Source organism: Actinoplanes subglobosus, assembly GCF_042650585.1.
Taxonomy (GTDB): domain Bacteria; phylum Actinomycetota; class Actinomycetes; order Mycobacteriales; family Micromonosporaceae; genus Actinoplanes; species Actinoplanes subglobosus.
On the sequence record NZ_JBHSBL010000025.1, the window covers coordinates 213764 to 231281 of the forward strand.

At 70.7% G+C, this 17518-nt stretch carries 19 protein-coding genes and 1 tRNA gene; 2 read left to right on the forward strand and 18 right to left on the reverse strand.

The annotated features are described in order from the left end of the window. Nucleotides 1–354: 354 nt before the first annotated feature. The 18 genes from ACFO0C_RS38290 to eno form a co-directional block, all read right to left on the reverse strand. On the reverse strand, nucleotides 355–546 hold the full coding sequence (locus tag ACFO0C_RS38290) for a hypothetical protein (RefSeq protein ID WP_378071685.1): 192 nt from the start codon (nucleotides 544–546) through the stop codon (nucleotides 355–357). Between the two features lie 810 nt (nucleotides 547–1356). Continuing rightward, a complete protein-coding gene (locus ACFO0C_RS38295; RefSeq protein ID WP_378071686.1) occupies nucleotides 1357–2187 on the reverse strand; it encodes a Bax inhibitor-1/YccA family protein in 831 nt (276 codons plus the stop codon). A gap of 176 nt (nucleotides 2188–2363) precedes the next feature. Then, nucleotides 2364–2449 (reverse strand) — tRNA-Leu (locus ACFO0C_RS38300). Nucleotides 2450–2505: 56 nt separating this feature from the next. Then, nucleotides 2506–3864: an NAD(P)/FAD-dependent oxidoreductase gene (locus ACFO0C_RS38305; RefSeq protein ID WP_378071687.1), complete on the reverse strand. Its 1359-nt coding sequence runs from the start codon at nucleotides 3862–3864 to the stop codon at nucleotides 2506–2508. A gap of 87 nt (nucleotides 3865–3951) precedes the next feature. Then, on the reverse strand, nucleotides 3952–4518 hold the full coding sequence (locus ACFO0C_RS38310) for a hypothetical protein (RefSeq protein ID WP_378071688.1): 567 nt from the start codon (nucleotides 4516–4518) through the stop codon (nucleotides 3952–3954). A gap of 1 nt (nucleotide 4519) precedes the next feature. Then, nucleotides 4520–5875 carry a DUF58 domain-containing protein gene (locus ACFO0C_RS38315; RefSeq protein WP_378071689.1) on the reverse strand — a complete coding sequence of 452 codons (1356 nt, stop codon included), beginning with the start codon at nucleotides 5873–5875 and terminating at the stop codon, nucleotides 4520–4522. After that, nucleotides 5868–6857 (reverse strand): AAA family ATPase, encoded by a 990-nt coding sequence (locus tag ACFO0C_RS38320; RefSeq protein WP_378071690.1) that lies wholly within the window; start codon nucleotides 6855–6857, stop codon nucleotides 5868–5870. Before ACFO0C_RS38320 ends, ACFO0C_RS38315 begins: the two co-directional genes overlap by 8 nt. Before the next feature lie 13 nt (nucleotides 6858–6870). Next, entirely contained in the window at nucleotides 6871–7449 is a 579-nt protein-coding gene (locus ACFO0C_RS38325) for a hypothetical protein (RefSeq protein WP_378071691.1), read from the reverse strand. After that, the gene (locus tag ACFO0C_RS38330; RefSeq protein WP_378071692.1) at nucleotides 7446–8147 is read right to left on the reverse strand and encodes a DUF4129 domain-containing protein; all 702 of its coding nucleotides are present in this window, start codon (nucleotides 8145–8147) and stop codon (nucleotides 7446–7448) included. The genes ACFO0C_RS38325 and ACFO0C_RS38330 overlap by 4 nt, the downstream gene beginning before the upstream one ends. Before the next feature lie 42 nt (nucleotides 8148–8189). Then, entirely contained in the window at nucleotides 8190–8942 is a 753-nt protein-coding gene (locus ACFO0C_RS38335; protein ID WP_378071693.1) for a uracil-DNA glycosylase, read from the reverse strand. A gap of 103 nt (nucleotides 8943–9045) precedes the next feature. Continuing rightward, nucleotides 9046–9618 (reverse strand): DUF3824 domain-containing protein, encoded by a 573-nt coding sequence (locus ACFO0C_RS38340; RefSeq protein ID WP_378071694.1) that lies wholly within the window; start codon nucleotides 9616–9618, stop codon nucleotides 9046–9048. 130 nt (nucleotides 9619–9748) lie between these two features. Further along, nucleotides 9749–10750, reverse strand: a complete 1002-nt coding sequence (locus ACFO0C_RS38345) for an HAAS signaling domain-containing protein (RefSeq protein WP_378071695.1) — start codon at nucleotides 10748–10750, stop codon at nucleotides 9749–9751. Next, nucleotides 10747–11076, reverse strand: a complete 330-nt coding sequence (locus ACFO0C_RS38350) for a PadR family transcriptional regulator (RefSeq protein WP_317788534.1) — start codon at nucleotides 11074–11076, stop codon at nucleotides 10747–10749. Before ACFO0C_RS38350 ends, ACFO0C_RS38345 begins: the two co-directional genes overlap by 4 nt. A 70-nt stretch (nucleotides 11077–11146) precedes the next feature. Beyond that, nucleotides 11147–12058: a Ppx/GppA phosphatase family protein gene (locus ACFO0C_RS38355; protein WP_378071696.1), complete on the reverse strand. Its 912-nt coding sequence runs from the start codon at nucleotides 12056–12058 to the stop codon at nucleotides 11147–11149. Beyond that, complete coding sequence (locus ACFO0C_RS38360; RefSeq protein WP_378071697.1) at nucleotides 12055–12549, reverse strand: amino-acid N-acetyltransferase; 495 nt, start codon at nucleotides 12547–12549, stop codon at nucleotides 12055–12057. The genes ACFO0C_RS38355 and ACFO0C_RS38360 overlap by 4 nt, the downstream gene beginning before the upstream one ends. After that, a complete protein-coding gene (locus ACFO0C_RS38365; RefSeq protein WP_378071698.1) occupies nucleotides 12546–13049 on the reverse strand; it encodes a DUF501 domain-containing protein in 504 nt (167 codons plus the stop codon). The genes ACFO0C_RS38360 and ACFO0C_RS38365 overlap by 4 nt, the downstream gene beginning before the upstream one ends. A 9-nt stretch (nucleotides 13050–13058) precedes the next feature. Continuing rightward, nucleotides 13059–13628: an FtsB family cell division protein gene (locus ACFO0C_RS38370; protein ID WP_378071699.1), complete on the reverse strand. Its 570-nt coding sequence runs from the start codon at nucleotides 13626–13628 to the stop codon at nucleotides 13059–13061. Nucleotides 13629–13726: 98 nt separating this feature from the next. Continuing rightward, nucleotides 13727–15010: a phosphopyruvate hydratase gene (eno, locus tag ACFO0C_RS38375; protein WP_378071700.1), complete on the reverse strand. Its 1284-nt coding sequence runs from the start codon at nucleotides 15008–15010 to the stop codon at nucleotides 13727–13729. A 170-nt stretch (nucleotides 15011–15180) separates the two neighbouring features. Between eno and ACFO0C_RS38380 the strand changes: the two genes are divergently transcribed. After that, the gene (locus ACFO0C_RS38380) at nucleotides 15181–15861 is read left to right on the forward strand and encodes a hypothetical protein (protein WP_378071701.1); all 681 of its coding nucleotides are present in this window, start codon (nucleotides 15181–15183) and stop codon (nucleotides 15859–15861) included. A 153-nt stretch (nucleotides 15862–16014) separates the two neighbouring features. After that, nucleotides 16015–16851 (forward strand): hypothetical protein, encoded by an 837-nt coding sequence (locus ACFO0C_RS38385; RefSeq protein WP_378071702.1) that lies wholly within the window; start codon nucleotides 16015–16017, stop codon nucleotides 16849–16851. Nucleotides 16852–17518: the final 667 nt, after the last annotated feature.

A 17518-nucleotide genomic window follows, 5' to 3' on the forward strand; every position in this document is an offset into this window, starting at 1 on the left:
CGGGCGGCGGGCGGCGGGCGGCGGGCGGCGGGCGGCGGGCGGCGGGCGGCGGGCGGCGGGCGGCGGGCGGCGGGCGGCGGGCGGCGGGCGGCGGGCGGCGGGCGGCCGATCTTGGCCAGTGGACTCCACGGCCGGGCAAGGCTCGGCGGCAAGGACGAGTCGACAGCGTAGGCAATGGCGATCAGTCCGCTCGGGGACGGATTTCGGCTGGTCCGTGGTGCTTTCGGGGAGAGGTCGAAATCGGTGAGTGGCGGAGTCAGCCCGGCGGTCGCGGAATCGGTCCGGTGTTGCGCCTACCTCGCGTGGTAGCTCCGGGACGGCGTGGTCGGGTGGGGCTGTGACGGCCGTACCAGATCAGAGGTTTTTGCGGGCCTCGTCCACCGCGGTGGTGGCGCGGTCGAGCAGATCGGCGGGTGGGGTGGCGGCAAGGATGTCGTCGGCCAGGACCCGCAGTTGGTCCCCGAGCACCAGATCGTGGAGGTGCGGGACCGGGCGGCTCGGGCGTTCCTCGGCCTCGGCTCCCAGGTCGGCGAGGTACTGGATCAAGCCCTGGATCAGCTGGGATCGGGTGTGGGCCTCAGCCTTCGGAGATGGCCCGGGCTGCGGTAGGGCGATGCCTTCGGACGCTGCCGGTGAGGAGGGGCCGCCTGCGGAGCCGGCCCGCGCTGCCGGACCGCCTGCTGAGCCGGCCCGCGCTGCCGGACCGCCTGCTGAGCCGGCCTGCGGTGCCGGCCAGCCTGCTGAGCCGGCCCGCGGTGCCGGCCCGCTGGCAGAAGGCGTCGGACCGCCGGCAGAAGCCGCCGGATCGCTGGCGGAAAGCGCCGGGCTGTCGCTAGAGGCAGCAAGAACGTCGGCGGAAGGTGCGGGAAGACCAGTGGAGGACACGGAAACGCCGGTGGAAAGTGCCGGACCGCCGGGGGAAGGCGCGGGCTTGCCGGTGGAAGGTGCAGGGATGCCGGGGGAAGGCGCGGGAACCTTGAGCGGAGCAGGCTGCGAGGCAGGGATGGGCTGGCCCCTGGAGGCCGACCGCCAGCGCCGCTCGTCCCAGTGGTGGATCTGGGTCAGCAGACGCTCGATGGAGGTGGCGAAGTCGGGCACCCGGCGACGATACCCGGCGCGCCGGGAAGGCCGTCGGGAAGGCGAACGCCTTCGGGCGCGGCTGGACTGATCGTCCGGGAGGCGAACCCGCTTTGACGCGGCCGGAAGAGTGATGGGGCGTGCCAGACCGGCAGAAGGGCGTCGACGGCGAATGCCCGCCCAGCGCTGGAGCGCCGGACGGGCATTCGGTGAGATCGGGGGCAACGCCCGGTCCGTGGGGAGACGGGCCGGGCGTTGCTCGTGACGACGGACGAACCGTCAGTCGTCGCCTTGGAAGTAGCTCAGCAAGCGCAGGATCTCGATGTAGAGCCAGACGAGACCGACCAGGATGCCGAATGCCGCGGTCCACGAGTAGCGGGCCGGCAGACCCATCCGCACGCCCTCCTCGATCTCGTTGAAGTTCAGAATGAAGCTCAACGAGGCGACCACGATGCAGACCAGGCTGAAGCCGATGGCCAGCGGGCTGCCGTCACGCAGACCGGTGTTGATGTCGAACATCGCCAGCACGAAGTTGATCAGCATGACGGCGAAGAGACCCGCCATCACGGCGATCATGCCCCGGACGAATTTCGGCGTCGCCCTGATGACGCGCGCCTTGTAGAGCGCGCCCATGATGAAGAAGACGCCGAATGTGGCGGTCGCGGCCTGGAGGACGATGCCGTCGTAGAGCGTCTCGAAGAACTTGCTGACCATGCCGACGAACACACCCTCGATGACCGCGTAAGCGATCACGAGAGCGGGGTTGGCCATCCGCATGAACGAGATGACCAGGCCGAGCACGAGCCCGGTCAGCGCGGCGCCGATCCAGGCCGGGCCCATCAGGCTGTCGGGGATGAGGGTCCACGCGGCGACCGCCGAGGCGCCGGTGATGCCGAGCACCGTGACCGTCTTGACGACCACGTCGTCGATGGTCATCGGCTGGACGGCCGGAGGAGCGGAGGGGTAGCCCGTTGCCGTGGGATAGGGATCGCCGTAAGCCGGCTGACCGTAACCCGGCTGCGCGGCCGGCCCGTATGGCCCGTACCCGGCCGCTCGCTCCCGCTCAGCCGCCTGGCCGAGGCGCGAGAGCACCGGGTTAGATGTCTTCACTGTTTCCAGCCTCCCTTGAGGTTGCGGCGCTATGCCTGTGTTCAAGGGTAAGCGGTGACCGCCGTTCGCGCCGCACCCCAAAGCTGTGAGCAGGCTGAAAAAGCGGATCTCGGTGCAGCTCAGAGGACATACCAAAACGATCACGGTCGCGGCGGACCTGCCGCGACCGATGCCGATGGTGCCCGGGGCGGGTCTCGAACCCGCACGCCTTTTGGGGCAGCCGCTTTTAAGGCGGCCGTGTCTGCCATTCCACCACCCGGGCGGCCTGCGAACACCGTAGCTGGTGCCGCCCAGGCAGTGGAAACGGCATTCGCCTGATCAGCGGGCCCCGGCGCCGACCTTCTTCTCGGCGGGCAGGGCCACCGGCGGCGTCACCTCGGTGAACTCCTCACGCGGGCTGTGCAGCTGGCCGAGGGCGACGGTCTCCCGCTTGAGCACGAACGCGAGCACCCAGTCGGCCACCACGCGCACCTTGCGGTTGAACGACGGGATCCGGCTGACGTGGTAGAAGCGGTGCATCAACCAGGCCGGGTAACCCTTGACCTTGATGCCGTAGACGTGCGCGACACCCTTGTTGATGCCGAGGCCGGCGACGCCGCCGACGTGCTTGTGCCGGTACTCCTTCGGCGCGCCGCCGAGGACCACCTGAGCGATGTTGTCGGCGAGCACCTTGGCCTGCCGGACGGCGTGCTGCGCGCTCGGCGAGCAGTAGCCACCCGGGTTGGTCAGGTCGGGAACCTGGGCGCAGTCACCCGCGGACCAGGCACCCTCCCACACCTCACTGGTCTCCAGGTCGGCGACCTGGAGGGTGGGCAGGCAGTTGACGTGACCCTTCGGACCGAGCGGCAGGTCGGTGTTGGCCAGCATCGGCGACGGCTTCACACCGGCGGTCCAGACCAGGGTCTCGGCGCGGAAGGTGTCACCGTCGGACAGCACGATCCGGCCGTCGACGCACGACTGGAGGAAGGTGCTCAGGCGCAGGTCGACGCCGCGGCCGGCGAGCTGGCGGGCGGTGTAGGCGCCCATCTCGGGGCCGACCTCCGGCAGGATCCGGTTGCTCGCCTCGACCAGGATGAAGTGGACCTCCTTGGGGTCCAGCTCCGGGTAGTACTTCAGGGCGTCGGCCACCACGTCCTGCATCTCGGCGAGCGCCTCGATGCCGGCGAAGCCACCGCCGACGAAGACGAAGTTGAGAGAAGCCTTGCGCACGTCCTCGTCGGGCGTCGCAGCGGCGACATCCAGCCGGTCGAGGATGTGGTTGCGCAGGTAGATGGCCTCACCGATGGTCTTGAGGCCGATGCCACGGTCACTCAGGCCGGGGATCGGCAGGGTCCGCGAGACGGAACCGGGCGCCACGATGATGTGGTCGTACTCCATCTCGTAGGCCGGGCCGTCGATCGGCTGGATCGTGACGGTCTTGCGGGCGTGCTCGACCTTGGTGACCTCACCGGAGACGATGCGGCACTTCTTCAGCTCCCGGCGCAGCGGCACCACAGCGTGTCGCGGCGAAATGTTACCGGCCGCTGCCTCAGGCAGGAACGGCTGGTAAGTCATGTGCGGAACAGGGTCAATGACGACGATCTCAGCCCGGTTCCGGTTCAGCTTCTTGGACAGGCGGAGGGCGGCGTAAAGCCCGACGTGACCTGCTCCAACGACGACTATGCGCGGCGGATTCACGCCCCCATTGTCGCGCGCGGGAGCCCCCTCATGCGCCGTTCTGTGACGATCACAACGGCCCAAGTCAAGTGACGAAACACTCAGATTTCACCCGCGTCGGGCCATACGGGCTAGGACCATTGTCACAGCCGTAGCTCCGGCAAGTCCGACGAGTGTGGCCAACTGGAAAGCGTCCCCGCCCAGGTCAGCGGTCAGGCCGAGGGCCAGGATGATGACCACCGCCGACAGGATGACGACCAGCAGGGCGCGGCCCAGCCAGAGGGCCGGGACATCGAAATTCACCATCGCGTCGTACGGCAGAACGGCCGCCAGAGCCGTCAAGGTGTGCCCCAGATAGAGCAGTGTGGCCAGCGCCAGCACCCGCCACAGCTCGACCGGCGAGCCGTAACCGGCGGTGTCGACGAGCCATCCGGCGATCACCGCGAGCGCGACGGCCGAACCGCCCCGTCCTCGCGGGGCCATCGCCGGCCAGAGGGCGACGATCAGCACCGGCAGCATGAAGCGCGGGCTGGACAGCAGCTCGGCCGGCCAGGCCACCCCGACGGCGAGCAGACCGGTGAGCGCGATGCCGCCACGGACGGTGAACGGCACGGGGGTGGCCCGGCCGGCCGCGGTCCGCCATCGCGCGATCCGCGCGGTCATCCCGTTGCGCATGTCAGCGTCCCCTCGGTGCCGAGGCCAGGCGGGCGACGTCGCGCAGCACCAGGTCGAGGCTGCCCGCCCCGGCCCAGGTGACCACCGGTACGCCGTGCTCGCGGAGGCGGCCCAGCACGTTCTCCCGCTCCATCCGCCACAGCCGGGTGGCGGCCGGTGTCCACTGGTTGCGCACCGGCGGGGCTGCCTGCGCGGGCAGGGTGTCGACCGCGACCACGTACCGGCCGGACTGGGTGAGCTGGGCGAGCATGTCGGCGGCCCGCGGGTCGACGAGCGGGGTGAGCACCACGACCAGCGCGGACGAGGAGACGTGATGGGCACTGACGACGTTCTCGAACTGCTCGGTCCCGGCCTGGTCGGGCCGCACGTCGAGCAGCCACTCCAGAACCGTCATGTACTGCCGGCGACCGGAGCCGGGCCGCAGCCGGCGAGCGGTCGAGCCGTACTCCAACAGCGAGACCCGGTCGCCACGGTGCAGGTAGTGCTCGGCGATCGCGGCCGCCGCCCGGACCGTGGTGTCCAGCACCGACGAACCACCCCGGACCCCGCCGGAGAGGCCGATCTCGCCGAGTACGTCCAGCAGCAGGAGCACCTCGGCGTCACGGTCCGACAGGGTCGAGGCGACGTGCAGGTCACGGGTACGCAGCGAGACGCGCCAGTCGATGCGTCGTAGCCGGTCGCCGGGCGCGAACTGCCGTACCCCCGCGAGCTCTCCGCCCTCACCCGGACGCCGGGAGCGATGCGCCCCGACCAGGCCCGCCGCGGCCGGCATCGCCTCGGTCGCCTTGAAGGGCTCGGTGATCGGATAGACCCGCACGCCCCGTGCCGGGGTGACCACCGGCCGGCAGGCCAGCAGGCCGCCACAGGCGGCGGCGCGAGCCGCGGCCGGGCCGACGTCCTGCCGGCCCCAGCGCAACGCCTCGCCGGGCAGGTCGATCGCGGCCCAGCCGTCGGCACTCACGGTGATCGCGAACGGCCGGTCGGCATGCTCCAGTTTCAGCCAGGGCGAGGTCCGGGTCCGGACGACGACCAGGTCGTAGTCGATCGCGTCGGGGTTGGCGACGGTCAGACCGGCCTCCACCTCACCGCCCTCGACCAGGTGGGACTCGTCGGCACTGATGGTGATCTCGGGCGCGGCGACCGGCGTACGGCGCAGGTTGATCGCCGCGCCGATCGCGAACGGTGCCGCGAGCAGGACCAGGTCGACCCGGCCCAGCGCCACACCGAGCAGCAGGAGCAGGCCGGTGAGCAGGACCGACCGGCCGAGTGCCCGGGTGGGCGCCCAGACCGGGCCGGACGACGACTCGCCCGTGCCCGGAGCGGGCACGGCCGGCCGGAGGCGCAGCAGATCAGTCATGCCGGGCGTACGTCGGGAGCGCCCCGCTGGCCGGGGCGGGCACCGCGGTGAGCACCTCCTGGACCACGAAGGACGGGTTGACCTGGCGCAGCCACATCTCCGGGCGCAGCGTTATCCGGTGGGCGAGCGCGGGGATCGCGACGTCCTTCACGTCCTCCGGCACCACGTAGTCACGGCCGGCCATCACGGCGCGGGCCCGGGACAGCAGCAGCAGGGCGAGCGAGCCACGGGGCGAGGAGCCGACCAGCACGGCGCCGTGCTCGCGGGTGGCCGAGGCGAGAGCCACGATGTACCGCCCGATGGAGTCCTCGACGGCGACCGACTCGAGCGCGGCCTGCATCAGCTGCAGCGTCCGCGCGTCGACGACCGGGCTGAGCGTGGCCTCCTCCTGCCGGCGGGCCATCCGGCGCTGGAGCACCGCCCACTCCTCCTCGGCCGTCGGGTAGCCGAACGACACCCGCAGCAGGAAACGGTCCAGTTGCGCCTCGGGGAGGGGGTAGGTGCCCTCGTACTCGATCGGGTTGGCGGTCGCGATCACATGGAACGGCGGGTCCAGCCGGTAGGTGACGCCCTCGACCGAGACCTGCTTCTCCTGCATCGCCTCGAGCAGAGCGGACTGGGTCTTCGGCGGCGTCCGGTTGATCTCGTCGGCCAGCAGCATGTTGGTGAAGACCGGCCCGGCGCGGAACGCGAAGTCACCCTTGCGCTGGTCGTAGAGGAAGGAGCCGGTGACGTCGGCGGGCAGCAGGTCGGGGGTGAACTGGAGCCGGCGGAAGTCGAGGCCCAGGGCCTGCGCGAAGGACCGGGCGGTCAGCGTCTTGCCGAGACCGGGCATGTCCTCCAGCAGCACGTGGCCACCGGCCAGGATCCCGGCCAGCACCAGCTCCAGCGAGTCCCGCTTGCCCACGACGACCGAGCCGACCGAGTCGAGGACCGCCCCGGCCAGCCGCCCGACCTCATACGGGGGAAGAGCCTGCGTCACCGGCGCACCTTTCTCACAGTCGTTCCATGGCGTCTAGGTAAGTCTCGACATCCCGGGCCTTGAGCGCTCGGCGGCCCGGCTCGGACAGCGCCGACCACAGGTCGTCGCCGAGGAGTTCCCGGGCCCGGCGTGGGTCACTGGCCCGGGTGATGCCGTGCCGCAGGCGCAGACGTTCGTCGGTCAGTTCCGCGAGCACCGGCAGAACGTTACGCGCATGGAGTTCCGGGTCCGAGTGTGCCCGGTCCAGGTTCTGCTCCCAGCGGCGGACTGCGGCACGCAGCGCGTCACCGGCCGGTGGCGAGCCGGAGCCGATCCGGGAACGCAGCCGGGGTGACGGCGGCGGGGCGACCGAGGTGACCGCGAGGATGACCAGCCGCAGGCCGATCAGCAGCGAGATCAGCAGCAGCAGCGAGATGGTCACGCCGAGCGCGCGGAGCCCGGCCGTGATCACGATGGTGACCAGGCCGATGACGATCGCGTTGCCGGCCAGCGTGATGAGCGTCGAGCGTCGCTTGGCGACGGTCTCCGTCTCCTCGGCCGAACGCGGGTTGTCGGCCATGCCGAAGAGGTCGTCCAGGCCGCCGTCGCTCATGCGGGCGCTCCGCTCCGGGCGGCGCCCAGGTCGGCGCGCAGCCGCTCCAGGGCGGACCGGGCCTGCTGGCGCATCTGGTCGTCGACGGTGTGCGTGGCGTAACGCGCCTCGCGGTAGACCTCCAGCAGCGCGGCGAGAACGCCGGCGTCGACCCGCTGCTCGGCGAGCAACCGTCCGACGTAGTCGGTGGGGCTGTCCCCCGGGTGACGGGGGGTGCCGGCCGCGGCTGCCGCGTCCTCCAGGCGGACCCAGCAGGCGATCACCGCCCGGCGCGGGTCACGGTCGGTGTCGGACAGCTCCTCCAGACCGGCGTCGAGGGCGGCGACCAGATCGTCGGCGGTCCGCTGGGCCCGGCGGGGCTGATGCTTGCCGCTGCGGGGCGGGCGGCGGCGCATGTGGTCACGGACCAGCGCCCATGTGAGACCGATCACCATCAGCACGGCGGCGGCGATGAGGACCACCAACGTGGCGGTGCCCACCCATTCGGGCAGGACACGGGCCGGCTCCGGGATCGACACGTCCTGAGCGCTCGGCTGCACCGACGGGCGGGGCGGCAGCAGCGGGGGCCTGGTCGGCGTCGCGTCCGGCTCGATCTGGTCCAGCTGGGGGGCCGACCGGGTCGCGGCGAGCGAGGTCACGAAGAGCAGTCCGAGGACAGCGGCCAGTGGCCACCATCGGCGCAGTGCGGCGAAGTCCATTGCGGGCTCAGATCCGTGACTCGAGGATTGTCGGCGCTCGCATCATGCCAGGCCCGCCAGATCCTTCGCACGGCCGAACACCGCGTCGAGCATGACGGGGGTGAGCCGGCCGGTGAAAGTGTTCTGCTGGCTGACATGGAAGGAACCCAGAAGAGTCGGCGCGCCGGGCACGCTGACCTGGGCACCGTGCCCGAATTTCGGGCGCGGGACGGGGGGCCGCACACCGTAGGCCGCGGTCATCGCCGGCCACCACGCGGCCCAGGCGAAAGCGCCGAGCGCGACCACCACACGCAGGGTGGGCCGGATCAGCTGCAGCTCACGGCGGAACCACGGCGCACACGTGTCGCGTTCCTCCGGCAGCGGCTTGTTGTCCGGCGGGGCGCAGCGCACCGCCGCGAAGATCCGGGTGTGCCGCAGCTCCAGGCCGTCGTCGGCAGAGACGCTGGTCGGCTGGTTGGCGAGGCCGGCCCGGTGCAGGGCGGCGAAGAGCACGTCACCGGACCGGTCGCCGGTGAAGATCCGGCCGGTGCGGTTGCCGCCGTGCGCGGCCGGTGCCAGGCCGAGGATCGCGATCTCGGCGTCAGCCGGGCCGAAACCGGGGACCGGCCGGCCCCAATACTCCTGGTCACGGAACGACGCCCGCCGCGTCACGGCGATGTCGGTACGCCAGGAGACCAGGCGTGGGCAGGCGAAACAGTCCGCGACGTGGGCGTCGAGCGCGGTCAGCGAGGCCGCCGCGGCCGCTTGGGCGACGACCGTTTCGGGGGTACGCGCGGAGTCGCCGGACGGGAGCACCTCTCCAGCACAGCATCCCCGCCCCCGACGGAACGCAACCGGGTCGGCCGCGGGCCTCGTGTCGAAGCCCGTGACCGACCCGGCCGGAGACCGTCCGTGAAGGTCAGAGGACCTTCAGGCAGAGCAGGTAGCCGTCGCCCTCCTGGGAGGCGATGACGGCACCCTCCTCGCCCTCCTTCAGGCCGGTGTTGATGATGTCGTCACAGGCCGGGCTTTCCTCGTCCTTGATGCCCTCGACGCGGCCGAGCACCGAGTACTTCGCGTCGGACGAGGAACACTCAACGATCTTCGCCTCGACCTCGGTGGTGGTCTCCTTGACCTCCTGCGAGACACCGATGCAGTCGCCGGCCTTCGCGTCCTTGGTCGGGTCCTCGGAGAGGGCCGAGCCGATACCGAACTTGATCGCCGCGATGATGCCGACGATCACGATGGTGCCGAGGATGCTGAGCGCCTTCTTGGCGAACTTCCCCTTCGGTTTGCCCTCGCTGCCCGGGAACGGCGCGGGGGCGGACGGCGGGAAGCCCGGGGCTCCGGCGTTCGGCGGCGGGAAGCCCGGGGCCCCCGCGTTCGGCGGCGGGAACTGGCCACCGGTGTTCGGCGGCGGGAAACCCTGGGGCCCCGCGTTGGGAGGCGGGAACTGGCCACCGGTGTTCGGCGGCACGACCGGGTCGGTCATCGGGCTTTCCTTTCAGGGGTACGGCCGGCATAGCTGGCCGGCACGCGAGGATAGCGATCGTCGTCGCTCACGCGCGATCCCCTTTGCAGCCTGATTCGTCACCGTGGCCGAGCCGCAATGAACGGCCGTGTCACCTGGTGGGAACGGGTGCGACAGGTGGGGCCGATGGGGTCTCTGCGGCACCCGCCGACGGCCCTGTGGATGGACTTGTGGATAACGTGGATGTCCCACTGGGGCCTGGAGAGGCCGAGGCGTCCGGACGGAACGGCGCCTGCCCCGGGCAGTAGGGATATCCAGGATTGCGGATCGGCTCCACATAGCCGTTGTCGTCGTAACACTCCGCCTCGCCGAGCCGGATCGGCTGCCCGTCCTGGTCGTAGATCTGCACACCCTCCAGCAGCCGGCCCTGACCGTCGTAGACGAAGACGTCACGGACACCCATGTACGGGTTCGGATCGGAGTGGTTGTAATCGACCTGGTAGTAGTAGTCGCGCTGCGCCGCCGAGTCGACCTCGAAGAAGCCGATCACTGCGAAGAGCACCAGGAAACCGGTGCCGAACCGTTGCAGGCGCCTCGGCCAGCGGGCGGTCGGCCGGGCACGGCGGCCCACCCAGATCGAGCCGAGGATCCCCAGGGCGAGCAGCAGGATCGCCGCCAGGTCGTCACCGCCGGCCCGGGGAAGCAGGCCCAATGGCGTGCTGTGGTCATGCAGCAGGAACGCGACGGCCATGGCCGCCAGATAGCCCCGCAGAACCCACCAGGCGGGCCGCAGCAGAGCCAGGAACTCGCTGGCCCGGGCATAGCCGAGCACCGGGCCGATCTGCGCGTCGGCCCGCCGCAACCCCTGGTCGATGCGGGCGCGATGCCGGGCGGCGGTCGCCGCGATCCGCGACCGCTCCCCCTCGGGTGGCGCGGCGGCGGAGAACCCGGCGCTCGCGCTGAGCTCGGCCGCATAGGCCGCCGGTGGACCGAGCCGCTCGTAGAGCGAGCCATCACCCTCGGCCAGCACCTCGGCCAGATGCTCCGGCAGATCCTCGAGCAGCTCGTCACGCGTCGCTGCCGGCAGACCGGCGAGCGCCTCCCGGACGCCCTCGACGTAGACGGCGATCTCGTCCTGTGCCGTGAGGTTCACGCCTTCCCCCGCTCGCGAAGCAGATCTTCCATGATCGACGCGAAGCCGTGCCACACCTTGCCGGAGCTCTGCAGCTCGGCGCGGCCGGCCTCGTTGAGTGCGTAATACTTCCGGTGCGGGCCCTCGTCGCTGGGCACCACATAGCTGTTCAGCAGGCCGTTGTTGAAGAGGCGGCGCAACGTGCCGTAGACCGAGGCGTCGCCGACCTCCTCCAGGCCGGCCGCGCGCAGGCGGCGCAGGATGTCGTAGCCGTAGCCGTCCTCGTCGCGCAGAACCGCCAGGACGGCCAGATCGAGCACCCCTTTGAGCAGTTGTGTCGCATCCACGCGGAGCACACTACTGCGCAATCCGAAGTACCGTCAACAGCGCACTACCCGGACCCTGTGGAAAGGGAGATCAGGCCAGGCCGAAGGCGATGCCGTCGAGGATGTCGTGCTCCGAGGCGATCACGAAGTCATGGCCGGAGCGCTCCTGGATCACCTTCATGATCAGGGCACCGGCGCCGATCACGTCGGCCCGGCCGGGGTGCATCACCGGCAGGGCCAGCCGCTCGGCGACGGTCATGGCCAGGAGTTCGCCGGTCACCCGGGAGACTGTCGCGGCATCGATCCGGCTGTGGTGGATGCGCGTGGAGTCGTACACCTCGAGGTCGTGAGCCAGAGCGGCAACCGTGGTGACCGTCCCGGCCAGGCCGACCAGCGTCCTCGCCGCATCGCCGGACACGGCCGCCAGGGCCGTGTCGACGGCCTCGACGATGTCCGCCTCCGCCGCCGCAAGCTCGGCCGCCGCCGGTGGGTCACTGTGCAGGTGCCGCTCGGTCATCCGGACGCAGCCGATGTTCATCGAGATCGACTTCTCCACGCCGGTGGTGCCGGTGACGAACTCGGTCGAACCGCCGCCCAGGTCGTAGACCAGGTAGGGACCCTCGGCGTCCAGACCGCTCACCGCACCCAGGAAGGACAGCTCGGCCTCCTGCTCGCCGGTGATCACCTCCGGGTCGACGCCGAGCACGCCACGGACCATGTCCCGGAAGTCCTGCGCGTTCGACGCGTCGCGGCTGGCCGACGTGGCGCACATCCGCACCCGGGTGACGCCCAGCTCGTCGATCTCCGCGGCGTAGCCGAGCAGGGCCTTACGGGTGCGCTCGATCGCGGCCGGAGCGAGCATCCCGGTCCGGTCGACGCCCTCCCCCAGCCGCACGATCTCCATCCGCCGCGACACGTCGGACAGCTTGTCCCCGGCCACATCCGCGATCAGCAGACGAATGGCGTTGGTCCCACAGTCGATGGCGGCGACCCTGGTGCTCATAGATGAAGGAGCATTCTCGTGTTCCCCAGCGTGTTCGGTTTGACCCGTTCCAGGTCCAGGAATTCGGCGACACCCTCGTCATAGGAGCGCAGCAGCTGCTCGTAGACCCCGTGCGGAACCGCCGCCCCGTCGATCTCGGTGAACCCGAACGACCCGAAGAACCGGGTCTCGAAGGTGAGGCAGAAGACCCGGCGCACGCCCAGCTCACGGGCCTGGTCGAGGAGCGCCGAGACGATGCGGTGACCGATCTTGCGGCCGCGCTGGGACGGGTCGACCGCGACCGTGCGGATCTCCGCGAGGTCCTCCCACATGACGTGCAACGCGCCGCAGCCGGTCACCCTGCCGTCCGCCCCCTCCGCGACCCAGAACTCCTGAACCTGCTCGTAGAGGGTGACGGTGGCCTTGCTGAGCAGCCGCCGATCGGTCGTGTACGTGTCCACCAGGGAACGGATCGCCTTGACGTCCCCGGTCCGCGCCCGCCGGACGTTCACTCGCCGTCCGCCAGGCGCACGCACGGGCCACCGGCCCAGTAGGGCTCCACCGCGTCACGGACCTCGTCACCGAACGGGTTGACGCCCCGCCCGGCGGCCAGCGCGTGACCGAGGTGGACGTGCAGGCACTTGACCCGGTCGGGCATGCCACCGGCCGACACGTCCTTGATCTCCGGCACGTCCTCGATCGCGGTGCGCCGCTCCAGATAGTCCTGGTGGGCCGCCGCGTACTTCTTCGCCAGCTCGGGATCGGTGCTGAGGCGCTCCTGCATGTCCCGCATGACACCGGCCGACTCCAGCCGGCTGCACGCCGCGGTGGCGTGCGGGCAGGTCAGGTAATACATGGTCGGGAACGGGGTGCCGTCGTCCAGGCGCGGTGAGGTCTCCACCACGTCGGGGTTGCCGCAGGGGCAGCGGTGCGCGATCGCCCGGGTGCCGCGGGGGCGGCGGCCGAGCTGGGCCGCCACGATGTCGAGGTCGGCGGGTGTTGGTTCGTCCATCAGTCCGGATCAGTCCTGGGGTTTCACATCGGAGGGCTCGGCGTTGGCGGCTTGCACGCTGCTCCACAGCGTGTCGTACCACCTGTCGGGGGCCTCGGCCGGGGTCTGCTGTGCGGCGGCCGCCTCGTCGCCCTCATTGGGCACGACCAGCAGTGGCGTCTCACCGGGACGGACGTAGGAGAAGCGCTCCAGAGCCTGAATACGCAGATACTCCGGGTCCTTCCATTTCGCCAGCTGCTTCTCCGAGTCGGCGATCTCGTCCCGCTGGGCGGCGACGGCCGCCTCCATCTGGGCGATCTGCGACTCCTGCTCCAGGTACACCCGGAGGGGGTACGTGTAGGCCAGGGCGAGGACGACGACAAGCGCGATGAGGACGGTGGCCCGGCCGGTCAGCGCGCGGGGCCGGGGAGCGTCGGTGCGCTCGGCGGCTGCGCCGCCGGTGGATCCCGCAGGTGTACGCCGTGCCGACGGCACCCGGATCGGCCCGGTATTCCTGGTGCGCGACGGAGAGGGCCGGCCACCCGCTCCGGTGCGGCGGCGGGTCGGGCCCTGGCCGCTCGGTGTGCGGCGTTCCGTCATCTCCGCCCCTCCCGTCAGCCGTGGCCGTGGCACCCGCCCCTGGAAACCTATGCCTCCGGAGGCGGGCGCCACAAACCCGATGATCCGCCGTACCGCTGTCAGCCGACGCGGTAACGCGGGAACGCGCCCGCACCGGCGTACCGGGCGGCGTTCTCCAGCTGCTCCTCGATGCGCAGGAGCTGGTTGTACTTCGCGACCCGGTCGGACCGGGCCGGGGCGCCGGTCTTGATCTGGCCGGAGCCGACCGCGACGGCCAGGTCGGCGATGGTGACGTCCTCGGTCTCGCCGGAACGGTGGCTCATCATCGTCTTGAAACCGGCCCGGTGGGCCAGGTCCACGGCGTCCAGCGTCTCGGTGAGCGAGCCGATCTGGTTCACCTTGACCAGCAGCGCGTTCGCGGCGCCCTCGGCGATGCCGCGGGCCAGGCGCTGCGGGTTGGTGACGAACAGGTCGTCGCCGACGATCTGGACCTTGTCGCCGATCTGCGCGGACAGCGCGCCCCAGCCGGCCCAGTCCTCCTCGTCCAGCGGGTCCTCGATGGAGACGATCGGGTACTCGGCGGCCAGCTTGGCGTAGTACGCGATCATCTCGTCGGTCGACTTCGGGGAGCCCTCGAAGACATACGACCCGTCCTTGTGGAACTCGGTCGCGGCGACGTCCATGGCCAGCACGATGTCGCTGCCCAGGGTGTAACCGGCGGCCTGCACGGCCTCGGCGATCAGGTCCAGGGCCGCGGCGTTGGTCGGCAGGTTGGGCGCGAAGCCACCCTCGTCACCGAGACCGGTCGACAGGCCCTTCTTCTTCAGCACCGACTTGAGCGCGTGGTAGACCTCGGCACCGGCCCGGACCGCCTCGCGGAAGGTCGGCGCGCCGATCGGGGCGATCATGAACTCCTGGACATCGACGTTGGAGTCGGCGTGCGACCCACCGTTCAGGATGTTCATCATCGGGACCGGCAGCAGTGACGCGTTCGGCCCGCCGAGGTAGCGGAACAGCGGCAGCTCGGCGGAGGCCGCGGCAGCCTTGGCGACGGCGAGCGAGACACCGAGGATGGCGTTGGCGCCCAGCTCCGACTTGTCGGCGGTGCCGTCGAGGTCGAGCATCTTCTGGTCGATCAGGCGCTGGTCCGAGGCCTCGTAGCCGACCAGCTCGTCGATCAGCTTCTCCTCGATGTTCTCGACCGCTTTGAGAACACCCTTGCCGAGGTAGCGGCTCTTGTCACCGTCGCGGAGCTCGAGCGCCTCGAACGCACCGGTGGAGGCGCCGGACGGCACCGCCGCGCGGCCGACCGAGCCGTCGTCCAGGCCGACCTCGACCTCAACGGTCGGGTTGCCCCGGGAATCGAGGATCTCGCGGGCGACGATTGCTTCAATGGTGGCCATTGGTGTGTCGCTCCCTAACATTTGTACGAATACAGTTTCGGTCCGCGACCCTGCGGGCCGACCACACCGCAGAGCGTATCGAGTCCGGCCATGACGCGTTCGCGCGGCCGGTGAACTCCCCCGCCGGATCGCCTCAAACCTGCGGCGTACCTGCCGAAGCGATGAGCACTATGACCAGTAGCCTGTTTCCCGCCGACGGGTCGCGTGTCGAGTTGGACATCGGAGACCAGACCCTCACGGAAGTCCGTGTGGTGCGGGTCGCCGAGACCACCGTGACCCTGTCTCTCCCGCTCGCCGACGCCACGCTCAAGGTCGGATCCGTGGTGATCCTGCGCTGGCCGGCCGGCCCCCGTGGCCGGTACTCGCAGCAGGGCACCGTGCGGAAGACCGACGAGAACCGGATCGACATCACCACGCTCGGCGATCCGGAGATCGAGCAGCTGCGCAACTTCGTGCGCGGCGGCGGAGGCGAGAGCATCCTGCTGGTCCGGGCCGACGAGCCACAACGCGTCGGGCGTGTGCACGACCTCAGCGAACGCTCCGTGCGGGCCTACTTCGGCGACGTCGACCTGCGGCCCGGTGAGGAGATGCTGCTCCGGCTCCAGCTCGGTGACGAGGTCGTCCAGTTCCCGGCCATCGCCTACCGGGTCGCCCGGATCCGCCAGCAGGTGCCGGTCCGCGGGCCCCTGGTCACCGAGATGGTCGCCATCTTCGAACAGGACGAGCGACAGGCCAAGATCATCCGGCGGTACGTGATGCGCCTCCAGTCCCAGGCCCGACGTGAGGCCGCCGCGGCCGCCGCCCTGGCCGAGGAGGCACTGGCGGAAGCCGCCGGTCCGGCCGCTCGATGAATCCGGAAATAAGAATGGAAATGAGGTCGCAGGTCCCCGTTAATGGGTGACCTACGGCCGGTTAATTGTCGTGCCATTAGCCCTCGAATCATCGACACACGTCGCCGGATACTCGATTGCGCGGGGTTGCGCGGGTACGTCAGGGTGGTCTCCGTGCCCGCCACCCCGCACCGCCGACGCGCCGGCAACCCCCTGCTCCAAGCCATCGGCCTCCCCCGCCGGCCGCCGGTCCGCACCCGACCGCCGGTCCACACCCAGCCGCCAGGCCGCAGCCAGCCGCTGGTCCACACGCAGCCGCTGGTCCGCACCCAGCCGCTGGTCCGCGCCGCTGCCCGTCTCCGCCGGCGGGGCGGCTCGCTGGGGATGGCCGCGCTGCTCCTCGCGGTCCTCACCGGCTGCACCGGGCTCGACCAGGCCAGCGCGGCCGGGATCGCCGACGAGGCGCTGGTCTCCGAGGCCGCCGACCGGGTCGCCGCCGCCGACGGCCTGACCTGGACCACCACCTACCGCCTGGCCGGTGGCGCCACCGCCCGGGTGGTGCGCTCCCAGACGCCGTCCCGGGTCGCCTACGCCTGGCCGTCCGGCAGCCTGATCAGCACGCCCGACGCCGTGACCCGATGTGCCGGGGACGGGGACGGAGCCGTCTGCACCGCCACGTCACCGGGCGGCGACGACACGATCCCGTCCTCGACCGGGCTGATCACGCCGGCCGCGATCCTCGACATGCTGGAGATCGCCGCCGTCGATCCCGGCATCGAGGTCGTCCCGCGGGAGACCACGATCGCCGGGCGTTACGCCTCGTGCCTGAAGTTCGGCGGGGGAACGGGGTTCGAGGTGTGCGTCACCGTCGAGGGCACTGTCGCCGCCTTCACCGGCACCGTCGACGGCGCTCCGGTGGAGATGCTGCTCACCGATTACCGCACCGGGGCCGACGAGGCCGATTTCACGGCCCCGCCGGAGGCTCGCCTCGACGACCGCCGACCCAACTGACGGGCGACCCCGACCGGAAAACCACCCTGACCGTGGACATCACCCCGGCTGCGGACACCATCCCAACCGTGGACACCATCCCGACTGTGGACACCATCCCGACTGTGGACACCACCCCCCGCCGTGGACACCATCCCGACTGTGGACACCATCCCGACTGTGGACACCATCCCGACTGTGGACACCACCCCCCGCCGTGGACACCATCCCGACCGTGGACACAGGAAACTGCCCGGCGGACCAGATCCGGGTCGAGGCGGCGATGCTGCGGATGGGCCGTCGGGAAGCGGGCGCCCCGACAACCGCACTCCCCATCACGATGGTGAGGCGTCGTGACATGCCCGGGCATCCTCGTCACCCCGACCAGCGACAACCGCGGCATGACGCAGGTTCCACGCCCCGCGCGATCACCCCCGGTGGTAAAGACTCAGAGGTCGGGGCAGGCGGTCCCCGGTGAATCTCGCATCCTGTCTGTTCAGGTCGACTCGTCAAGGACCGCCCCCATGACGACGACCGTCTGGAACACCCGTTGCCGGGCCGGGTGCGCGTGCCGTCCTTGGACAGGGCACCGAGCGCACCAACGCCGGACCGGGCACCCGAACCGCCCTCCAGCAGAACGCCAAACACACCCAACACCGGACCGGGCACCCGAACCGCCCTCCAACAG

Coding starts and splice junctions, on each gene's coding strand:
- eno (WP_378071700.1), bottom strand. CDS start 15,010: ATGGCCACCATTGAAGCAATCGTCGCCCGCGAGATCCTCGATTCCCGG.
- ACFO0C_RS38365 (WP_378071698.1), bottom strand. CDS start 13,049: ATGGACGAACCAACACCCGCCGACCTCGACATCGTGGCGGCCCAGCTC.
- ACFO0C_RS38325 (WP_378071691.1), bottom strand. CDS start 7,449: ATGAGCGACGGCGGCCTGGACGACCTCTTCGGCATGGCCGACAACCCG.
- ACFO0C_RS38380 (WP_378071701.1), top strand. CDS start 15,181: ATGACCAGTAGCCTGTTTCCCGCCGACGGGTCGCGTGTCGAGTTGGAC.
- ACFO0C_RS38355 (WP_378071696.1), bottom strand. CDS start 12,058: ATGAGCACCAGGGTCGCCGCCATCGACTGTGGGACCAACGCCATTCGT.
- ACFO0C_RS38340 (WP_378071694.1), bottom strand. CDS start 9,618: ATGACCGACCCGGTCGTGCCGCCGAACACCGGTGGCCAGTTCCCGCCT.
- ACFO0C_RS38330 (WP_378071692.1), bottom strand. CDS start 8,147: ATGGACTTCGCCGCACTGCGCCGATGGTGGCCACTGGCCGCTGTCCTC.
- ACFO0C_RS38310 (WP_378071688.1), bottom strand. CDS start 4,518: ATGCGCAACGGGATGACCGCGCGGATCGCGCGATGGCGGACCGCGGCC.
- ACFO0C_RS38370 (WP_378071699.1), bottom strand. CDS start 13,628: ATGACGGAACGCCGCACACCGAGCGGCCAGGGCCCGACCCGCCGCCGC.
- ACFO0C_RS38315 (WP_378071689.1), bottom strand. CDS start 5,875: ATGACTGATCTGCTGCGCCTCCGGCCGGCCGTGCCCGCTCCGGGCACG.